The organism is Amycolatopsis sp. cmx-8-4, assembly GCF_046548675.1.
Classification (GTDB): Bacteria; Actinomycetota; Actinomycetes; order Mycobacteriales; family Pseudonocardiaceae; genus Amycolatopsis.
The window spans coordinates 226,780-243,650 of sequence record NZ_JAEBDZ010000013.1; the positions used below are offsets into that span (position 1 = coordinate 226,780).

At 73.7% G+C, this 16,871-nt stretch carries 18 protein-coding genes; 10 read left to right on the top strand and 8 right to left on the bottom strand.

Annotated elements, in window-relative coordinates; genetic code table 11:
• Window positions 1–141 precede the first annotated feature (141 nt).
• Entirely contained in the window at window positions 142–1,314 is a 1,173-nt protein-coding gene (locus ACLJQZ_RS27475; protein WP_410622773.1) for an ROK family protein, read from the top strand.
• 270 nt (window positions 1,315–1,584) lie between these two features.
• Here ACLJQZ_RS27475 and ACLJQZ_RS27480 read toward each other — a convergent pair whose 3' ends face one another.
• Window positions 1,585–1,815 carry a hypothetical protein gene (locus ACLJQZ_RS27480; protein ID WP_247050471.1) on the bottom strand — a complete coding sequence of 77 codons (231 nt, stop codon included), beginning with the start codon at window positions 1,813–1,815 and terminating at the stop codon, window positions 1,585–1,587.
• A 122-nt stretch (window positions 1,816–1,937) separates the two neighbouring features.
• On the opposite strand from ACLJQZ_RS27480, the gene ACLJQZ_RS27485 reads away from it, so the two are divergent.
• Genes ACLJQZ_RS27485 through ACLJQZ_RS27500 form a run of 4 tightly spaced genes read left to right on the top strand, consistent with a single transcriptional unit; the run spans window position 1,938 to window position 5,215 of the window.
• Complete coding sequence (locus tag ACLJQZ_RS27485; protein WP_410622750.1) at window positions 1,938–2,753, top strand: class I SAM-dependent methyltransferase; 816 nt, start codon at window positions 1,938–1,940, stop codon at window positions 2,751–2,753.
• A gap of 48 nt (window positions 2,754–2,801) precedes the next feature.
• Window positions 2,802–4,286, top strand: a complete 1,485-nt coding sequence (locus ACLJQZ_RS27490; protein WP_410622751.1) for an MFS transporter — start codon at window positions 2,802–2,804, stop codon at window positions 4,284–4,286.
• 2 nt (window positions 4,287–4,288) lie between these two features.
• Window positions 4,289–4,846, top strand: coding sequence for a TetR/AcrR family transcriptional regulator (locus ACLJQZ_RS27495; protein ID WP_410622752.1), 558 nt, complete (start codon window positions 4,289–4,291; stop codon window positions 4,844–4,846).
• Window positions 4,847–4,867: 21 nt separating this feature from the next.
• On the top strand, window positions 4,868–5,215 hold the full coding sequence (locus tag ACLJQZ_RS27500; protein WP_410622753.1) for a hypothetical protein: 348 nt from the start codon (window positions 4,868–4,870) through the stop codon (window positions 5,213–5,215).
• On the opposite strand, the gene ACLJQZ_RS27505 is transcribed toward ACLJQZ_RS27500, so the two are convergent.
• Window positions 5,212–6,009 (bottom strand): FkbM family methyltransferase, encoded by a 798-nt coding sequence (locus ACLJQZ_RS27505; RefSeq protein ID WP_410622754.1) that lies wholly within the window; start codon window positions 6,007–6,009, stop codon window positions 5,212–5,214. The genes ACLJQZ_RS27500 and ACLJQZ_RS27505 overlap by 4 nt on opposite strands.
• A 154-nt stretch (window positions 6,010–6,163) precedes the next feature.
• Here ACLJQZ_RS27505 and ACLJQZ_RS27510 point away from each other — a divergent pair, with 154 nt between their 5' ends.
• Window positions 6,164–7,240 (top strand): DUF2235 domain-containing protein, encoded by a 1,077-nt coding sequence (locus ACLJQZ_RS27510; RefSeq protein ID WP_410622755.1) that lies wholly within the window; start codon window positions 6,164–6,166, stop codon window positions 7,238–7,240.
• Here the strand turns inward: ACLJQZ_RS27510 and mftD are convergent, their stop codons facing one another.
• From mftD to mftE, 4 genes are read right to left on the bottom strand one after another with little or no spacing between them, the layout of a single operon-like run.
• Complete coding sequence (gene mftD / locus ACLJQZ_RS27515) at window positions 7,241–8,416, bottom strand: pre-mycofactocin synthase MftD (RefSeq protein ID WP_410622756.1); 1,176 nt, start codon at window positions 8,414–8,416, stop codon at window positions 7,241–7,243.
• On the bottom strand, window positions 8,413–9,843 hold the full coding sequence (mftF, locus tag ACLJQZ_RS27520) for a mycofactocin biosynthesis glycosyltransferase MftF (RefSeq protein WP_410622757.1): 1,431 nt from the start codon (window positions 9,841–9,843) through the stop codon (window positions 8,413–8,415). The genes mftD and mftF overlap by 4 nt, the downstream gene beginning before the upstream one ends.
• A complete protein-coding gene (locus ACLJQZ_RS27525) occupies window positions 9,840–10,625 on the bottom strand; it encodes a mycofactocin-coupled SDR family oxidoreductase (protein WP_410622758.1) in 786 nt (261 codons plus the stop codon). The genes mftF and ACLJQZ_RS27525 overlap by 4 nt, the downstream gene beginning before the upstream one ends.
• Window positions 10,622–11,311 carry a mycofactocin biosynthesis peptidyl-dipeptidase MftE gene (gene mftE / locus ACLJQZ_RS27530; protein WP_410622759.1) on the bottom strand — a complete coding sequence of 230 codons (690 nt, stop codon included), beginning with the start codon at window positions 11,309–11,311 and terminating at the stop codon, window positions 10,622–10,624. Before mftE ends, ACLJQZ_RS27525 begins: the two co-directional genes overlap by 4 nt.
• A gap of 92 nt (window positions 11,312–11,403) precedes the next feature.
• Between mftE and mftR the strand changes: the two genes are divergently transcribed.
• Window positions 11,404–12,033 (top strand): mycofactocin system transcriptional regulator, encoded by a 630-nt coding sequence (gene mftR / locus ACLJQZ_RS27535; protein WP_410622760.1) that lies wholly within the window; start codon window positions 11,404–11,406, stop codon window positions 12,031–12,033.
• Here the strand turns inward: mftR and ACLJQZ_RS27540 are convergent.
• Complete coding sequence (locus ACLJQZ_RS27540; RefSeq protein ID WP_410622761.1) at window positions 12,019–12,693, bottom strand: GntR family transcriptional regulator; 675 nt, start codon at window positions 12,691–12,693, stop codon at window positions 12,019–12,021. The genes mftR and ACLJQZ_RS27540 overlap by 15 nt on opposite strands.
• 56 nt (window positions 12,694–12,749) lie before the next feature.
• A complete protein-coding gene (locus tag ACLJQZ_RS27545; protein ID WP_410622762.1) occupies window positions 12,750–13,343 on the bottom strand; it encodes a hypothetical protein in 594 nt (197 codons plus the stop codon).
• A 290-nt stretch (window positions 13,344–13,633) separates the two neighbouring features.
• Here ACLJQZ_RS27545 and ACLJQZ_RS27550 point away from each other — a divergent pair, with 290 nt between their 5' ends.
• The 3 genes from ACLJQZ_RS27550 (at window position 13,634) to ACLJQZ_RS27560 (ending at window position 16,749) form a co-directional block, all read left to right on the top strand.
• Window positions 13,634–14,593 (top strand): ArsR/SmtB family transcription factor, encoded by a 960-nt coding sequence (locus ACLJQZ_RS27550; RefSeq protein ID WP_410622763.1) that lies wholly within the window; start codon window positions 13,634–13,636, stop codon window positions 14,591–14,593.
• Window positions 14,594–14,812: 219 nt separating this feature from the next.
• Window positions 14,813–15,589, top strand: a complete 777-nt coding sequence (locus tag ACLJQZ_RS27555; RefSeq protein WP_410622764.1) for a polysaccharide deacetylase family protein — start codon at window positions 14,813–14,815, stop codon at window positions 15,587–15,589.
• Entirely contained in the window at window positions 15,583–16,749 is a 1,167-nt protein-coding gene (locus ACLJQZ_RS27560) for a M20 family metallopeptidase (RefSeq protein ID WP_410622765.1), read from the top strand. The genes ACLJQZ_RS27555 and ACLJQZ_RS27560 overlap by 7 nt, the downstream gene beginning before the upstream one ends.
• Window positions 16,750–16,871: the final 122 nt, after the last annotated feature.

Here is a 16,871-nt window from a genome sequence, read left to right on the forward strand (position 1 = left end):
CCTCCGTCCAATAGTTAGTAAAGTTTCTTAACATAAAACGTGCGGGGTCGAAAGAGGTCCGTGGGTAAACTTGCGGCAACGCAGACAGGAGATGGGGACTTGGTGGGCCAAAACGGGCCGCAGGTGGGGACTCCGGCCAGCATGCGGGCGCTGAACCAGCGGCTCGTGCTGGAAAGGCTTCGCGCGCACGGGGAAGCGACGCGACCACAGATCGCGGCCGACACCGGGCTGTCGAAACCGACCGTGGGGCAGGCCCTGCTCGACCTCGAACACCACGGCCTGGTCCGGGCGACCGGGCGCAGCCTGGCCGGCCCCGGGCGGGCCGCCGTCGTCTACCGGGCCGCGCCGGACGCGGGCCACGTCGTCGGCGTCGACATCGGGCGGCGCGTCATCCGCGTCGCCGTCGCGGACCTCGACGGCAGCATCGTCGCGCGGCTCGACGAGCCCAACCGGTGCCGCTCGGCGAGCGCCCTGGTGCGCACGGTGAGCGAAGCCGTCGAACACGCCGTCGCGTCGGCCGGGCTGAACCCGCACGAGGTCGTCTCGACCGTCGTCGGCACCCCCGGCGTCCCGGACCCGGCCACCGGGACGGTGCACCGCGCGCCCAACCTGCCGGGCTGGGAGCGGCGCGGGCTGCTGCACGAGCTCGTCGCCGGGCTGGCCGGGGCGGGCTCGGACGTCGTCGTCGAGAACGACGCGAACCTGTGCGCGGTCGGCGAGCACGCGCTCGGCGCCGCGCTCGGCGTCGACGTGCTGGTGTGCCTGACCGTCGGCACCGGCATCGGGATGGGGCTGCTGGTGGACGGCAAGCTGTTCCGCGGCGCGAACGGCGCGGCGGGCGAGATCGCCGACCTGCCGTTCGGTCCGCTGCCCACCGGCGCCGATGCCGGCCGGCCCGGCCCGGTGGAGTCCGCGGCGGCGGGCCAGGCCGTCGTCGACGCGGCCCACGAGCACGGGCTCACGAAGGCGCGGTCGGCGAAGGACGTCTTCCGGCTGGCCCGCGCGGGCGACGAACGGGCCATGCGGGTGGTCGAGGACGAGGCGGAGAAGCTCGCGTACGTGGTCTCGGCGGTGACGGCGGTGCTGGACCCGCGCCTGATCGTGCTGGGCGGCGGCATCGGCGGCAACGCCGACCTGCTGGCCGAACCGATGCGGCGGTCACTGGCCGCGACGATCCCGGTGGTCCCGGAGATCGTGGCCGGGCAGCTGGGCGAGGACGCGGTGCTGGCGGGCGCGATCGCGACGGCGCTGGGCACGGCCCGGGACCTGGTGTTCGACCGGCGAGGCCTGCGGCGCGCGGCGGGCGAGGCTTAGTGTCGGGTGTCTGAGGTTCGTTGACGGGGTCCGGGCAATGCGCCCCAATGTGGCGTTGGGTGCGTTGGACGCACCGAACGCCACATTGGGTGCGTTGGACGCACCGAACGCCACATTGGGGCGTTTGGGGCCGGGCGCTCCCGGAAGCATCGCGGCCCGTCCGGGGACGTGAGCTTCGGGGGCGACCCTGGTCTGACCTCCTGGCCGTCAGGGGACTTGCGACGCGTGACACCAGGGGCCACACGGCCGGGCGTCCACTTCGGACCGGCGTCAGTCCGAGCGGCCGCGCAGGGTCAGCACCACGCGCAGCACGTGCTCGACCGCCGCCGGGAACGCGGCCCCGCGCAGTTCGCCGCGATCGGCCAGGTTCCGGGACGCGAACTCCAGCTCGCGCTCCGGGCCGCCTCGCCGCACCACGAGCGCGGCCAGCTCCTCGAGGTCGAGGTCCGGGTGGTCGAGCCGCGTCAAGGCGAACTCGACGATCAGTTCCTCCTGCGTCACGTCCGCCTCCTTCCGCTGACTCCAGCGTACCCGCGCCGCGCGGCGCGGTAGGGCCGTCCGGCCCGGAATGATCAGGCCGTCCGGCCGATAACGGCGGCCGCCGCCGCGACGCAGACTCGATCATGCGCACCATCCCACTTGACCAGGCGAAACGACTCGTCCGGCACACCGAAGAACTCGTCCACCGGTCCCTGGCGACCCTCGGCGCCAGGCAGTCGCAGCGCCGGATCGCGGGCGACGCCCAGGACTACTGGCACCAGCCCGCCGGCGACCGGTGGCGCGCGAACTCCCACTGGCGCGACGCCCCGGTCTTCCAGGAGAACGACCTCTGGTCGGCGATCGGCCGCGACCACCTGGCGCTGTTCGAACGCGGCGCCCGGATGACCGGCTTCACCCGGTCGTGGGACCGGATCGTCGACTGGGGCTGCGGTGGCGGCGCCAACGCCGTCGCGTTCGCCCCGCGCGCCGAGCACTACATCGGCGTCGACATCTCCGGCGAGACGCTGAAGGAGTGCGAGCGCGAGGTCGCCGACGCGTGCGCGACGCCGTTCACGCCGGTCTCGATCGACGTCGACGAGCCGGAGGCGGCGCTGCGGCACATCACCGAGCCGTGTGACGTCTTCCTGAGCTTCTACGTCTTCGAGCTGATCCCCACGCCCGAGTACGGCGAGCGCCTGCTGCGCATCGCGGCCCGGCTGCTCGCGCCCGGCGGCCTGGCGCTGATCCAGATCAAGTACGACCCGGGCAGCTGGCGGACCCGGCCGCGGCGGCGGAACTACCGCTCGGGGCTCGCGGAGATGACGACCTACCCGATCGCGGCGTTCTGGGAGCTCGCCGAGCGGTGCGGGCTCAAGCCCGAGACCGTCCAGCTGGTGCCGCACAACGCGCTCGACCGGCATTACGCGTACTTCTTCCTGTCCAAGCCCGGCGCGGTGTGACCGGTCTGACCTGGCCCACTGTACCGTCCAGCCGGTACAGTAACTGGCATGACCACGTACGCGCCCACCTCCGCACCGTTGAGCCACCGCCGCCGCTGGGCCGCGCTGAGCGTGCTGGTCGGCGCCGTGCTGCTGCTCGCCGTCGACGGCACGGTGCTCTACCTCGCCGTGCCGTCGCTGACCCGCGAGCTCTCCCCCAGCGCCACCGAGATCCTCTGGATCGGCGACGTCTACTCGCTCGCGCTGGCCGGCCTGCTCGTCACCGCGGGCAACCTCGCCGACCGGTTCGGCCGCAAGAAGGTGCTGCTCATCGGCACCGCGGCGTTCGGGGTGGCGTCCACGCTGGCCGCCTTCTCCCCGACCGCGGGCGTGCTCGTCGCGGCGCGGCTGCTGCTCGGGATCGCCGCGGCGACGATCATGCCGTCGACGCTGTCGATCATCCGCACCCTGTTCACCGACGCCCGCGAGCGCACCCGCGCCATCGCGATCTGGTCGGCGGGCTCCGGTGGTGGCATCGCGCTCGGCCCGCTCGTCGGCGGCGTGCTGCTGGAGCACTACTGGTGGGGTTCGGTGTTCCTGATCAACGTGCCGATCGTCGTCGTCTTCCTCATCGCCGGCGCGTGGCTGCTGCCCGAGTCGCGTGACCCGAACCCGGGCCGTTTCGACCTGCTCTCGGCCGCGCTCTCGATGACCGCGATCGTGCCGCTGGTCTACGCGGTCAAGCACGCCATCGGTTCCGGCGTCGACGCGCAGGTCGTGCTGACGGCCGCGATCGGGCTGGTCTCGGGTGTCCTGTTCGTGCGCCGTCAGCGCCGGGTGGCCGACCCGCTGATCGACGTGACGCTGTTCCGCAACGGCGCCTTCAGCGGCGCGGTGGTGGCGAACTTCGTCGCGGTCTTCGCGCTGATGGGCCTGCTGTTCTTCTTCTCGCAGTACCTGCAGCTGGTCCGCGGGTTCAGCCCGCTGCAGGCCGGGCTCGCGGAGATGCCCGCGACGCTGGCCTCGATCGTGGTCGTGGCCGCGGTCGGCGTGGTCGTCACGCGGCTCGGCCAGGGTCGCGCGGTCGCCGTCGGCCTGGCCATCACGGCTGTGGGGCTGCTGCTGGTCGCCGTCACCGAGCAGGCGCCGCAGTACATCTGGCTGGGCCTGACGCTGGTGCCGGTCGGGCTCGGGGTCGGGCTGGCGCTGACGCTCACCGTGGACTCGGTGCTGTCGGCCGTCCCGCGGGACAAGGCCGGCTCGGCGTCGGCGATCTCCGAAACCGCGTACGAACTGGGTGCCGCGCTGGGCATCGCGCTCCTCGGCTCGCTCGTGACGCTCGTCTACCGCGGGCTGCTGCCGCCGGCGGTGGCCCCCGAGGTCCGGGAGTCGCTGGCGGCCGCGGTGACCGTGCTCGACCCGGCGTCACCGGTGGCCGAGAGCGCCCGGCAGGCGTTCACCGGCGCCATGCAGGTGACGTCGGTCGCGGCGGCCGTCGTCACCGCCGTCGCCGCGCTGATCGCCTGGCGTACGATCCCGTCCGGAAAGGACTGACGATGCCTCGCAAAGCCGGGCGCAGCCCCGAAGAAACGCGCCGGGCCCTGCTCGACGCGGCCGGGAGAACCATCCGCGCCCGCGGCGTCTCCGCGTCGCTGGACGACATCGCCCGGCAGGCGGGGGTGTCGAAAGGCGGGCTGCTGTACCACTTCCCGGCCAAGGACGCCCTGGTGCGCGCGCTCGCCCAGGACCTCCTCGACTCGTTCCGGGCGGAAGTGTCCGCCGCGCTCGAGCCGGCGGACACCGCGCCGGGCCGGCTGACCCGCGCGTACGTCCGGGCGTCGCTGGACACGTCCCAGGACGAGGTCGCGATCCGGGAGAACATCGCGCTGATCGCCCAGCTGATCTCGATCCCCGAGGTCGCCGGGCTGGCCCGCGCGGACGCCGAGCGGTGGGACGACGAACTGCACGCGGACGGCCTGCCGCCCGACGTGGTGACCCTGGTCGTCGCGGCGGCGGACGGCGCGAGCACGGCGCCGCTGTGGGGCGTCGGCATCGACGTGGCCGCCGCCCGGCGGTTGGAACGGCAACTCTTGGACCTGACCCGCGAAGCGTGATTCTTCGTCCATACTGGACACGTGAGCGAACCCGAGCCGGTACCCGTCGCCTGGGTGCGACGGCGTCGTGGACCCGCCCCGGCCAGACTACGCCGGGCCGCCGCGTGGGTCCTCGTCCCCGGGCTCGTGCTCGCCGTCGCCGTCGCGCTCGGGGCCGTCGCCGTGCAGCGGACCGAGAGCCGGTTGCGGGCGTCGGGCCGGGAAGCGCCGGCCACGGTCACGGCGGTCGTGCCGGCCAAGTCCGGCTACAACGTCGACGTCCGGGACCCCCTGTCCTTCACCGGCGCCACGATCTTCCTGGCCGCCCTGTCCGCGACGCTGACGGCGGCTTCGATCCTGTTCTTCGTGCTCCTCCGACGGCGGCGCTAGCGAACCGCGAACACCATCCCGATGTCGGCGGCTTCCTGCACCGGGTCCTGCTCCGCGCTCACCGTGAAACCCTTCTCCACGAACACCTCCCGGATCGTGTCCCGGTTGCGCCGCCAGCCTTCGACCTCCACCACCGCTTGCCGCACCAGCGGCCAGTGGCGGTCCTCGATGCCGTGCAACACGTCCAGCTCGGCGCCCTCGACGTCCACCTTCAGCAGGTCGATGCGGTCGATGGCCTGCTCGTCCAGCACCGGCGACAGCGGCCGGACGCGAACGCGGTGCGTCTCCAGTTCCCGCATGACCCGGAGCTTGCGGCCGACGATTCCCCGCAGCACCGGCGCCGGGACGCGGCGGGCCGTGGCACCCAGGCCGCCCCGGCGGATCATCTCGACGATGCTGGCCGTGACGCGCTTGCGCTCGGCCTCGACGTTTCCCGCGTCCCGCAAGGAAGACGAGAAGATCGTCGCGGCCGGGAAGTAGCTGAAGTCCAGCTCGTCCTCCGCCGAGGACAATCCGAACGGCAGCGCGGTCAGCCGGCCGCCGAAGAACTCGCGGGCGTTGCGCTCCAGCGTGTCGTAGAGCGGCGGCAACGGCTCGAAGGCGAAGATCCGCACGTCGCCGTCCAGGCGTTCGTAGACGGCCGCCGAGAAGACGCCGACGTTGGCGCCGACGTCGAGGACCGTGGCGCCGGGTGCGAACTCGATGCCGTGGGCGAAGTAGCCGGCCACCTCTTCGCGCAGGAACGACACTTCCCACGGGTTGATGCTGTGCAGGGCGATCGCGTCCATCGTCATCCGCGAAGGATTACCAGTCCCGGGGGCCGGTGGTCCAGACCCGGACGTCGGGAACGGCCGGCCGCGGCTACGCCATCCGGGTGACGTGTCCGATTCCGCGTAACCAGGCCTTCGCTCCTGCGACCCGTTGGGGGAAGCTCCGGAGAGGGGTGCCATGAAGCGTCTCGTGATCTGCTGCGACGGCACGTGGAACACACCGGACCAGACTTCCGGCGGAACGCCGTCCCCCACGAACGTCACGAAGCTGGCCCTGGCTGTCGCCGGTGAGTTCGACGGCGTCCCTCAGCGCCTGTATTACCACCGCGGTGTCGGGTCCTACGGCCGGGCCCGGCTGCGCGGCGGCGCGTTCGGGGTCGGTGTAGCCCACGACGTGCTTCGCGCGTACCGGTTCGTCGTGGAGAACTACGAGCCGGACGACGAGATCTTCCTGTTCGGCTTCAGCCGCGGCGCCTTCACCGCCCGCAGCGTCGCCGGGCTGATCCGGAACGCCGGGGTCCTCAAGCCGGCCGCCGTCGAGCGGCTCGACGACGCGTACACGTTGTACCGCGCGCGGTCGATCAAGCCGCGGGACATCGAGTCGGAGCTGTTCCGGCGGTCCTACAGCCACGCGAACACCCGGATCCGGTTCATCGGCGTCTGGGACACGGTGGGCGCGCTCGGGATCCCCACGATCGGGCCGAAGTTCCTGATGGACCGGATCAACCGGCGGTTCGCCTTCCACGACACCGAGCTGAGCAGCCGGGTCGACGTCGCGATGCACGCCGTCGCGATCGATGAGCGGCGCAAGGCCTTCCGGCCGGCGCTGTGGACGCGGCACGACGCCGCCGGCGACCAGGTGGTCGAGCAGGTCTGGTTCTCCGGGGTGCACAGCGACGTCGGCGGCGGCTACCCGGATTCGTCCCTGGCGGACGTCGCCCTCCTCTGGCTGGCGGGCCGCGCGGCGAAGCACGGCCTGGGGTTCCGGGACGGCGCGTTCACGACCGACGCCGGGTGGGGCGTCGAGAACCTCCCCGCGGTGCACGCGAACCCCCTCGGCGAGATCCACGAGTCGCGCACGGGGATCTACCGCCTGCAGCGACCCCTGGCGCGGCTTCGCCTCGACCTCCGCGACGCCGTCGCCATGTCCGTCGCGTCGAGCGCGGTCCGGCGGCGGCGCGACGCCGGCGTCGCGTACTGCCCGCCCGGGTTCGACGAACTCGCCAAGGCAGTCCCCGAGACCGACGTCGGCTGATCAGCCGACTGCGACGCCGAGATCGGCCTCGAACCCCGCGGGCACCAGCACGTCCGACCGGGTGAGGTCCTGCACGCTCCGCTTGCCCAGCGCCAGCAGCGTCGAGTCGATGCCGCCCCGCAGCACGTCGAGGACGTTCTCCACGCCCGCCTGGCCGTCCGCGGCCAGGCCCCACAGGTACGCACGGCCGATCAGCACCGCGCGAGCGCCCAGGGCCAGGGCCTTCACGACGTCGCTGCCGCGGCGGATTCCGCCGTCCAGCAGGATTTCCACCCGGTCGCCGACCGCTTCGGCGATCGCCGGGAGCGCGCGGATCGTCGCCGGGGTGCCGTCGAGGTTGTTGCCGCCGTGGTTGGACACCGAGATCGCGCTGACGCCCGCGTCCACCGCGCGGCGGGCCTCGTCGACCCGGATGACGCCCTTGAGCAGGAACGGGCCGTCCCACTGCGAGCGCAGCCAGGCGACGTCCTCCCACGACGGCGGCGGCGTCTGCATCCATTGGCCGTACGCGCCGAAGAACGTCGGCGACGGCTCGCCCGGCTGGGCCATGTTCGGCACGCCGAGGTCCGGCAGCGCGCGGGTGCGCACGTAGTCGAGCAGCCAGCGCGGGTGCGTCAGGCCTTCCGGCGCGAACCGCAACAGTTCGCGGAAATTGAGCCGTTCCGGGATGTGCGGGCTGCCCCAGTCGCGGCTGTGCGAGAACGACCAGTCCAGGGTCAGGATGATGCCGACGGCCCCGGCCGCGCGGGCGCGCTCGAGACGGCGCTGAATGTCCTCGCGGGTGCCGGTCCAGTAGACCTGGAAGTAGGTGTTCGGGTTGGCCGCGACGACCTCTTCGATCGGCTTGCTGCCGAACGAGCTGAGCCCCATCGACGTCCCCCGCGCGGCGGCGGCGCGGGCCACGGCCACCTCGCCGTCCGGGTGCACCGCCTGCACCCCGGTCGGGGAGATCAGCACCGGCAGCGCGACGTCGCGGCCGAGCACGTGCGTGCTCAGGTCGCGCTCGCCGAAGTGCCCGGCGGTGCGCGGCGCGAACCGCAGTTCGTCGAACGCGCCGAGGTTGTCAGCCAGCGTCAGGCCCTTTTCGGAACCGGCGATCAGGGCGGAGTAGACGGAACCGGGGAGACGCTTCTTCGCGCGCCGCTGGGCTTCGGCGACGGACTCGAACCAGGTCATCGTGTTCCCTTCGGGTCGATCTCGAGCGGGCGCCGCACGACCGCCGGGCGGACCGGCACCGTGGTGCGCTGCGCCAGGCAGCCGGCCCAGACGCCGGCGCCGTACGCGATGTCGTCGGCGATCGCGGCCGCGGTGTAGCGGACGGGATCGAGCTCCGGCCGCCGCTGCGCCCACGCGGTCAGCGGGGGGCCCAGCAGCAGCGAAGCGACGGCGGCGCGGCGGCTCCAGCGCCGCCGCCCGCCGGGGACCAGCAGCGCGGCGAGGAGCGGGGCCGCGAACTGGGTGCCGTAGCGGCCGCACCCGAGCCAGGTCTGCCGGACGGCGGTGGCCATCGCGCGCACGACCCCGGCGTCCGGGACGTCGTGGGCGCGCAGGAGCCGGACCATGCTGCCCACCGAGCCGCCGAACGCGAGCGCGGCGAGCGCCGGCCGGCGGGCCAGCAACGCGCCGACGGTCAGCGCGGGCCAGGGGTGCAAAGCCAAGGGCGCCAGCGCTTTCGGGTGCCGCAGCGCGAGCGGTGCGGCGGACGTGCCGTAGCGGGCCCGGCGGCCCAGCAGGTCGCGCCAGGTCTGCGGCTCGTGGTGGTCGACGGCGACGTCCGGGGCGTAACGGACGCGGAAGCCGGCCTCGTGCAGGCGCCAGACGAGGTCGACGTCCTCGCCGACGCGCAGCGCCGGATCGAACACCGCGCCGTCGGCCGCGACCGACGTCAGCGCGCTGCGGCGGGCGACGAGCGCGGCGGTCGGCACGTACGACACCCGCGTGCCCGGCGCGACCCGCGCGGGCCGGTCGCCGAGGTCGAGGCTGCCCGCGGCGCGGGTGTAGCGGCCGGCCCACGTGTCGGGCGCCAGTGCGCGGACGCGGGGTGCGACGGCGGCGAGCAGCGGGTCGGCGAAGTGCGTCGCGAGGCGGTCGGCCCAGCGCTCGGCCGGGACGCAGTCGCTGTCCAGGAAGGCGATCAGCTCGGTGCCTACGTGGTCCAGCGCGGTGTTGCGCGCGGCGCCCGGGCCGCCGTTGACGTCCCGGCGCATGAGCTTCGCGCCGTGCGCGGCGGCCACGGCCGCGACGGCGGCGGGGTCGTCCGAACCGTCGTCGACGACGAGCACGGGGTGCTTTCGGTCGAGCCCCGCCAGACAGCGGCCGAGCAGTTCCGCCCGGTCACGGACCGGGACGACGACGGTGACGTCCGCGGGCGTCTCGGGCTCCGGCGGCACGGGGTGCGCGAGACCGGCGTCGGTGAGGCGCCGGGCGAGCGTGCCCGTGGCCGCGGAGGTGACCGGGCCGTCGCCGAGGTCCCGCCACGCTTTGCGGCCCGCCCCGGTCAGCCGCAGCACGCGGGCCGGGGAGCCGCCGAACCAGAGGCCGTCGGACAGTTCGCGGGTGTCCGGGTCCAGCACGATGCGAAAGCCGGGTGGCAAGGGCGTCACAAGGCCAGACCTCCGTCCACCGGCACGACCGCGCCGGTCATCGCACCGCTGTCCGGGCCGGCGAGGAACGCCAGCACGGCGGCGACTTCCGCCGGGTCGAGGAGCCGGCCGGCGGGCTGCTGATCGGCGAACGCGGCCGCCTCGGGCAGGTCGTAGAGCCGGGCGCTCTCGGCGAGGATCGGGGTGTCGGTCGAGCCGGGGCTGACGGCGTTGGCGGTGACGCCGGTGCGGCCCAGTTCGGCACCGAGCGCGCGGATCAGCCCGGCGACGCCGGCCTTCGCGGCGCAGTAGGCCGCGAGCATCGGCAGGCCGCGGGTCGCGGCGGCCGAGGCGACGGCGAGAAAGCGGCCGGCGCGCGGTTCGGGCCGGCGCAGCAACGCGGGCACGGCGGCCCGGGCCAGGTGGACGACGCCGTTCAGGTTGACCTCGAGGACGGCCTTTTCCCGCGCCTCCGGGACTTCCCAGAGCGGCACTCCCCCGGCGATCACGCCCGCCGCAGCGATCGCGACGTCGAGCCCGCCCCAGCGGCGTTCGGCCTCGGCCACCGCGGCGGCCAGGGCGCCGGGGTTGCGGACGTCGGCGACGAAGGCCGCGGCGTTGTCCCCCGCCTGCGCGACGACGGCGGCCAGCTCGTCAGCGGTGCCCATGGGGTACGGGAGGGCCGGGTCGTCGGCGGTGACGTCGACGGCGAGGACGGCGTAACCCTGTCCGGCCAGGCGAAGGACGGTCGCGGCGCCGATCCCGCGGGCCGCGCCGGTCACGAGGGCGGTGCGCCGGGTCATGCGACCACCACCGGGGGCCAAGCGTCCACATGGGACACCAACGCTCCGGTCAGGAGCGCCAGCAGCTCCCGGCCTTCCGCCGCCGTCGCCGACGTCGGATCGCCCAGCACCCCGGTCGCCGTCACCGCGCGGACGCCGCCTTCGCGCAGCAGCGGCAGCACCTCTCCCAGCGGCCGCGTGTCCCCCACGACCGCGCGGTCCATCCGCACCCCGCTCGGCCGCAACGCCAGCTGCAGCGCCGTTTCCGGACGACCGGCGTGCGGATCGCCCGGCCAGCGCGGCTGGAACACCTCGACGTCACGCGACTCCGCCCGCAGGCGGGCAACGGCCCGGGCGACCGGATCCGCGTTGCCGCCGTGGGCGGAGACGAACAGCAGCCGGCCGAACGTCTCGGCCGCCGAGCGGCCCAGCTCGACCAGCAGCAGCTCGGTCGCCTCCTGGCCGATCGACAGCGTCCCGGCGAAGCCCGCGTGCTCGCCGCTGGAGCCGTACGCGACCACCGGGGCCACCAGGACGTCCGGGCGAGCGGCCGCGAGCCCGTCGCACAGGGCCTGGGCGATGTCGGTGTCGGTGGTCAGCGGCAGGTGCGGGCCGTGCTGCTCGGTCGCGCCGACCGGCACCGCGAGGATCGCCCCGGCCGCCGCGCGCTCGGCGACGTCCGGCGAGGACAGTTCCGCGAGCCGCATGATCGACCTCTTTTCGGCACCCTGTGACGAATATCAGGCAGAGTAATGTCACCCAGTGTCAGAAACAAGCCTCACGAAGGAACGGCACACGGATGACCGAACCGCCCCCCGCCGCCCGCCGCGGCCGCCCACCGGGCACCAGCGCCCGTGACCTGGAGGTCATCGCCCTGCGGCTGTTCACCGAACGGGGCTTCCACGAGACGACGGTCGACGAGATCGCCGCGACCGCCGGGGTCAGCCGCCGCACGTTCTTCCGGTACTACGACGCCAAGTCCGACGTGCTGTGGAACGAGTTCGACACCGAGGTCGAGACGATCCGGAAGCTGCTCGCCGACGCGCCCGCCGGCCTGCCCGTGATGGACGCCGTCCGCGCGGCCGTGCTGGCCGCGAACCACTACCGCGCCGAGGACGTCCCCGAGCTGCGCAAGCGGATGAGCCTGCTCAGCTCGGTCCCCGAGCTGGCCGCGAGCGCGGCGCTCCACTACGACGCCTGGGAACGCGCGGTCAGCGCGTACGTCGGCACGCGGACCGGCCAGCCCGCGGACTCGCTCTACCCGCTGGCGGTGGGCCGGGCGGTGCTGGCGGCGTGCCGCGCGGCCTACGAACGCTGGTCGGCCCGGGCCGACGCGGACCTGACGGTCTACCTGGACGCGGCGCTCCGGGCGTTGACCGCGGGCTTCGCGGACGCGGCGCTCACGGCCGAGCCGTCACCGGCCGGCTGAGCGCCGCTTGCCGGTGAGGATGTCGAACGCGTGCCGGCGGTGGGTGGCGAACAGCTTCAGCGCGGCCTCGCGGTCACCGACGCGCAGCGCGGCGGCCAGCTGCCGGTGCTCCTCCGGGATCGCCGCGAGGTAGCCGTCGGCCTCGACGCCGACGCGCGTCAGCAGGAACAGGTGCACCTGCGAGCGGATGGCCTCCCACGCTTCGAGCAGGCGCCGGTGGCCCGCGGCGGCGTACACGGCGTCGTGGAAGCCGATGTCGCAGCGGACCATCTCGTGCTCGTCCGCGGCGCGCGCCATGCGCCCGACGGCCGCGTCGACCGCCGCCAGCCCCGCGGCCGGGGCGCGCTCGATCACCAGCGCGACGGCGAGCTGTTCGAGGGCCGCGCGCAGCGTGTCGAGCTCGGCGACGTCCGGCTCGGTCAGGGCCGTCACGGTCGCGCCGCGGTGCCACTCGCTGCGCGCCAGGCCTTCCCGTTCGAGCCGCAGGAGGGCTTCCCGCACCGGCCCCCGGCTGACGCCCAGCGCTGCGGACAGCTCCACCTCCCGCAACTGGCTGCCCGGCGGGTAGGCGCCGTCGAAGATGGCGTCCCGGATCCGGTCGGCGACCTCGTCGGCCAGCCCCCGCCGCCGCGCGGGCACCACCCGGCCGGGTTCGCTCATCGCTGTCCTTCCTCCAGGCTTGTCCCAAAGTTAACATCGCCGGCCCAGGACGGCCCTCACAGATCCGACGCGCGCCGGAAAGCTTGGCCCAGCAGCAGGACGACGCCGAACCCGAGCAGCCAGCCCAGCAGGAACCCGGCGGTCAGCGGCCACGGCACCGACGTCCGCCACCACCGGTACCCCGCGGACAGCAGCGCGGCGGCGAGGCTCAGGAAGCCGACCCCTTCGAACGCCAGCCTGGTCGGGTGCGCGAAGTTCCAGCCGGTGACGCTGAACCAGCCGCGCGTGGCGGGAGCGGCCAGCGCCGAGGTCCGCCACGACTCCCACCGGACTTGCCCGCCCAGCCGCTCCGCCAGCGACTCGCGCACGTACCGGCGGATCAGCTTGATGTGGAAGTCGTGCAGGATGTAGCGGCAGCCGAGCAGGTACGCCGCGAACGGGACGAGCAGCAGCAGGGCGAAGTCCGACGACGAGATCGCCACGCTGGAGATCGCGCCCGCGGAGGCCAGCTGGAGGGCGAACACGCTCCACTGGACGGTCGCGCGACGCTCGGTCTCGGCCCGCAGCGCGCTGTACTCGGCGAGCAGGATCTGGGTGCGGATCGCCGGATCGACCTCGTCGTCCGATCGGGGATCGCCGGGCTGCGCCATGCGACCAGGATCGCACGGCGGGCGCCCCGGCATCGCCGCCTCGGACGTCCCCGCCGGGTTTCCCGCACGCGGCCGCCGTCCCCGGTCACGGGACGTGCCCGCAGCCCTCCCCCAGCCGGCTGCGGGCACGTCCCGTCGAGAAGAAACCTCCCAGGTGCGCGCGAGCGGCGTCAACGGACTCGAAAACGTTTCGCACCTGGCCGAAACGAGGCCCGGCGAAGATCACGGCTGCCGCGGCGGAAATCGCGCCCGACCAGCGCTATCCTCGCCGGGAAGGGGGTGCGCCCGGCATGTTGGAAATTCACTTCACGGACGCGGACCTGGCGAAGCTGACCATCGCCGAGGACGCCGACCCGATGTGGGAGCTGCTGATGAGCAGCTACCGGATCCGGCGACCCGAGGGTGAGCCCTTCTTCGGCCGGTGGCGCCGGGGGTCACGCTCCGCCGTCCCCGAGTCCGGGCGGCTGCTCATGGCCGCCGTGCCGCCGTACGGCTACTGCCCGGACTTCCTCACCCCACCCGGGGCCCGCACGGTCGGTGACGGCATCGCGGCCCTCCTCGAAACCCCGCCGCGGGTCCTGGCCGCCGACGTCGCCGAGCTCGCCGCGCAGGGCACCCGCGTCCCGCCGTGGCTGCGCGGCCTCGGCGACGGCGAACCGCGCGAGCTGCGCCGGCTGGGCACGGCGCTGCACGACTACTACCGCCAGTGCCTCGCCCCGGACTGGCCGGCGGTCCGCCGCACCGTCGCGCGCGACCGCCGCCGGCTGCAGTCCGGCCTCGAGCGCGGCGGGCCCCAGCTGCTGCTCTCGACGCTGCACCCGGACATCACGTGGAACCCGCCGGTGCTCCACGTCCGCTTCCCGGTCGACCAGACGCTCCACCTGGCCGGCCGCGGCCTCCGGCTGCTCCCGACGTTCTTCGCCCACGGCATGCCGACGACGTACAAGGACCCGGCGCTGCCGCCGGTGCTCGTCTACTCGATCGGCCACACGACCCTGGACAGCGACGCCGAACCCGGCCCGTCGCTGGCCGCGCTGCTCGGCCGGACCCGCGCCCGCGTCCTCATGACGGTGGCGATCACCCGCTGCAACACGAGCGAGCTGGCGGAGCTGACGGACATCTCCCTGGCCACGGCCAGCCAGCACGCGTCGGTCCTGCGGGCGAGCGGGCTGATCACCAGCACCCGGGCGGGCAAGTCGCAGATCCACGAAATCACGCCGCTGGGCCTGGGCGTGATCCGGGCCGGCTGACTCTTCCGGCCCCTTGCCCTCGACGTTTCCCCGCGTTCAAGATGCGGTGGTGCAGAACGAAGCCAAGACGCCCGAGCAGGCATCGGCCGCCGCCCTGGAGGACGCATGACCGAATAACCCTGGCGGTGGGACGAATCGACGTGGCGCGGGCACGTCGAGCACGTCCGGGCGGGCCGCTCGCTGCGGCCCGCGTCGTGGCCCGGCGGCGCGAAGGTGGCCGTGGCGCTGTCGTTCGACTCCGACCACGAGACGCCCGCGCTGCGCGACGGGGACGTGCTGCCCGGCAAGCTGGCGCAGGGCGAGTACGGCGCGCGCGTCGGCGTGCCGCGGTTGCTGCGCCTGCTCGACCGGTACTCCGCGCCGTCGTCCTTCTTCGTGCCCGCGGTCTCGGCGTTGCTGCACGACGGCGAAGTACAGTCCTATGTGGACAACGGGCACGAGGTCGCGCTGCACGGCTGGATCCACGAACGCAACACCGGCCTCACCGAGACCGAGGAGCGTGACCTCGCCTTCCGCGCCGCCGACGTCCTGGAACGGCTCGCGGGTACCCGTCCGGTCGGCATCCGGACGCCGTCGTGGGACTTCTCCGCCCACACCCTGGCCATCACCCGCGAGCTGGGCCTGCGGTACGACTCGTCGCTGATGGCCGACGACGACTGCTACGAGCTCCTCGAACACGGCGAGCCCACCGGCGTCGTCGAACTGCCGGTGGAGTGGATCCGCGACGACGCGCCGTACTTCATGATGGACCGCTTCGCCGCCCTGCGGCCCTACACGCCACCGCGCGGGGTGCTCTCGATCTGGCGCGACGAGTTCGACGCGGCCTACGCCGACGGTGGCCTGTTCCAGCTCACCATGCACCCGCACATCATCGGGCACCGCTCGCGGATCGCGATCCTCACCGAGCTGCTCGACCACATCACCGGCCACGACGGCGTCTGGTTCGCCACCCACGCCCAGGTCGTCGACCACGTCCTCGGGGAGCGGCCGTGGTGATCCCGCACGAGTGGGTGCGCGCCCACCGCGACGAGCTGCTGGCCGACGTCGCCGCTTACGTCGGCATCGAGACTCCCAGTGACGACAAGGAATGCCTCGCCCGAGGACTGTCCTGGGTGGACGGCTGGCTGCGCGACCGGCTGGGCCCGCCCGCGTCGGTGCGCGACGTCGACGGCGGCGTCCACGGCGACGTCAAGGTCTACGACTACCCGGGCGCCGGTCAGCCGGTTCTGGTGCTGGCCCATTACGACACGGTGTGGCCGCTCGGGACGCTCGCGGACTGGCCGTTCACGGTGGACGGCGACCGCGCGACCGGGCCGGGGATCTTCGACATGAAGTCGGGCCTCGTCCACGCGGTGTGGGCGCTGCGCGCGCTCGACGCCGCCGAGCTGCCCCGCCCGGCCGTCCGGCTGGTCCTCAACGGCGACGAGGAGATCGGCAGCCCGGTGTCCCGGCCGGTGATCGAGGCGGCCGCGGCGGGCACCCGCGCGACGCTGGTGTTCGAGGCGAGCGCGGACGGCGCGGTGAAGACCGCGCGCAAGGGCGTCGGCCTGTTCCGCGTGCGCGTCACCGGCGTCGAGTCCCACGCCGGGCTGGACCCGGCGAAGGGCGCGAGCGCGATCGACGAGCTGGCCCGGGCGGTCCTGGCCCTGCACGCCCTGGCCGACCCGGCCGCCGGGACGACGGTCAACGTCGGCGTGATCGCCGGCGGGACCAGGCAGAACGTGATCGCGGGCGCGGCGTCCGGCCAGGTCGACGTGCGCGTGTCGAGCGCGGCGGAGGCGTCGCGCATCGACGCGGGCCTGGCGGCGCTGACGGCCCACGACCCCCGCGCGAGGGTCACGGTGGAGGGCGGCTGGAACCGCCCGGTGATGGAGCGTTCCCCGGCGACCGCGGAGCTGTACCACCTGGCCCGCGCGACGGCGGCGGAGCTGGGCGTCACGTTGGAAGAATGCTCGGTGGGCGGAGCCAGCGACGGCAACTTCGTGGCGGCGCTGGGCCACCCGGTCCTGGACGGCTTCGGCGCGGTCGGCGACGGCGCGCACGCACGGCACGAGCACATCAGCGTCGAGGGGATGCTGGAGCGAACAGCCCTGGCGGCCGCCGTCCTGCACCGCCTCGGCGCAAAGCCGGAGGCCCCAGGCGGTCCCGCGCACTAGTGTCCTGCGCCGGAAATTCGTGAGATATATCGGGCGAGCGAGTCGAGGATCTCTTCGGCAGTCTTCTTCCACACGAACGGCTTGGGGTCCTCGTTCCAGTCCTTGATCCACTCGCGGACGTC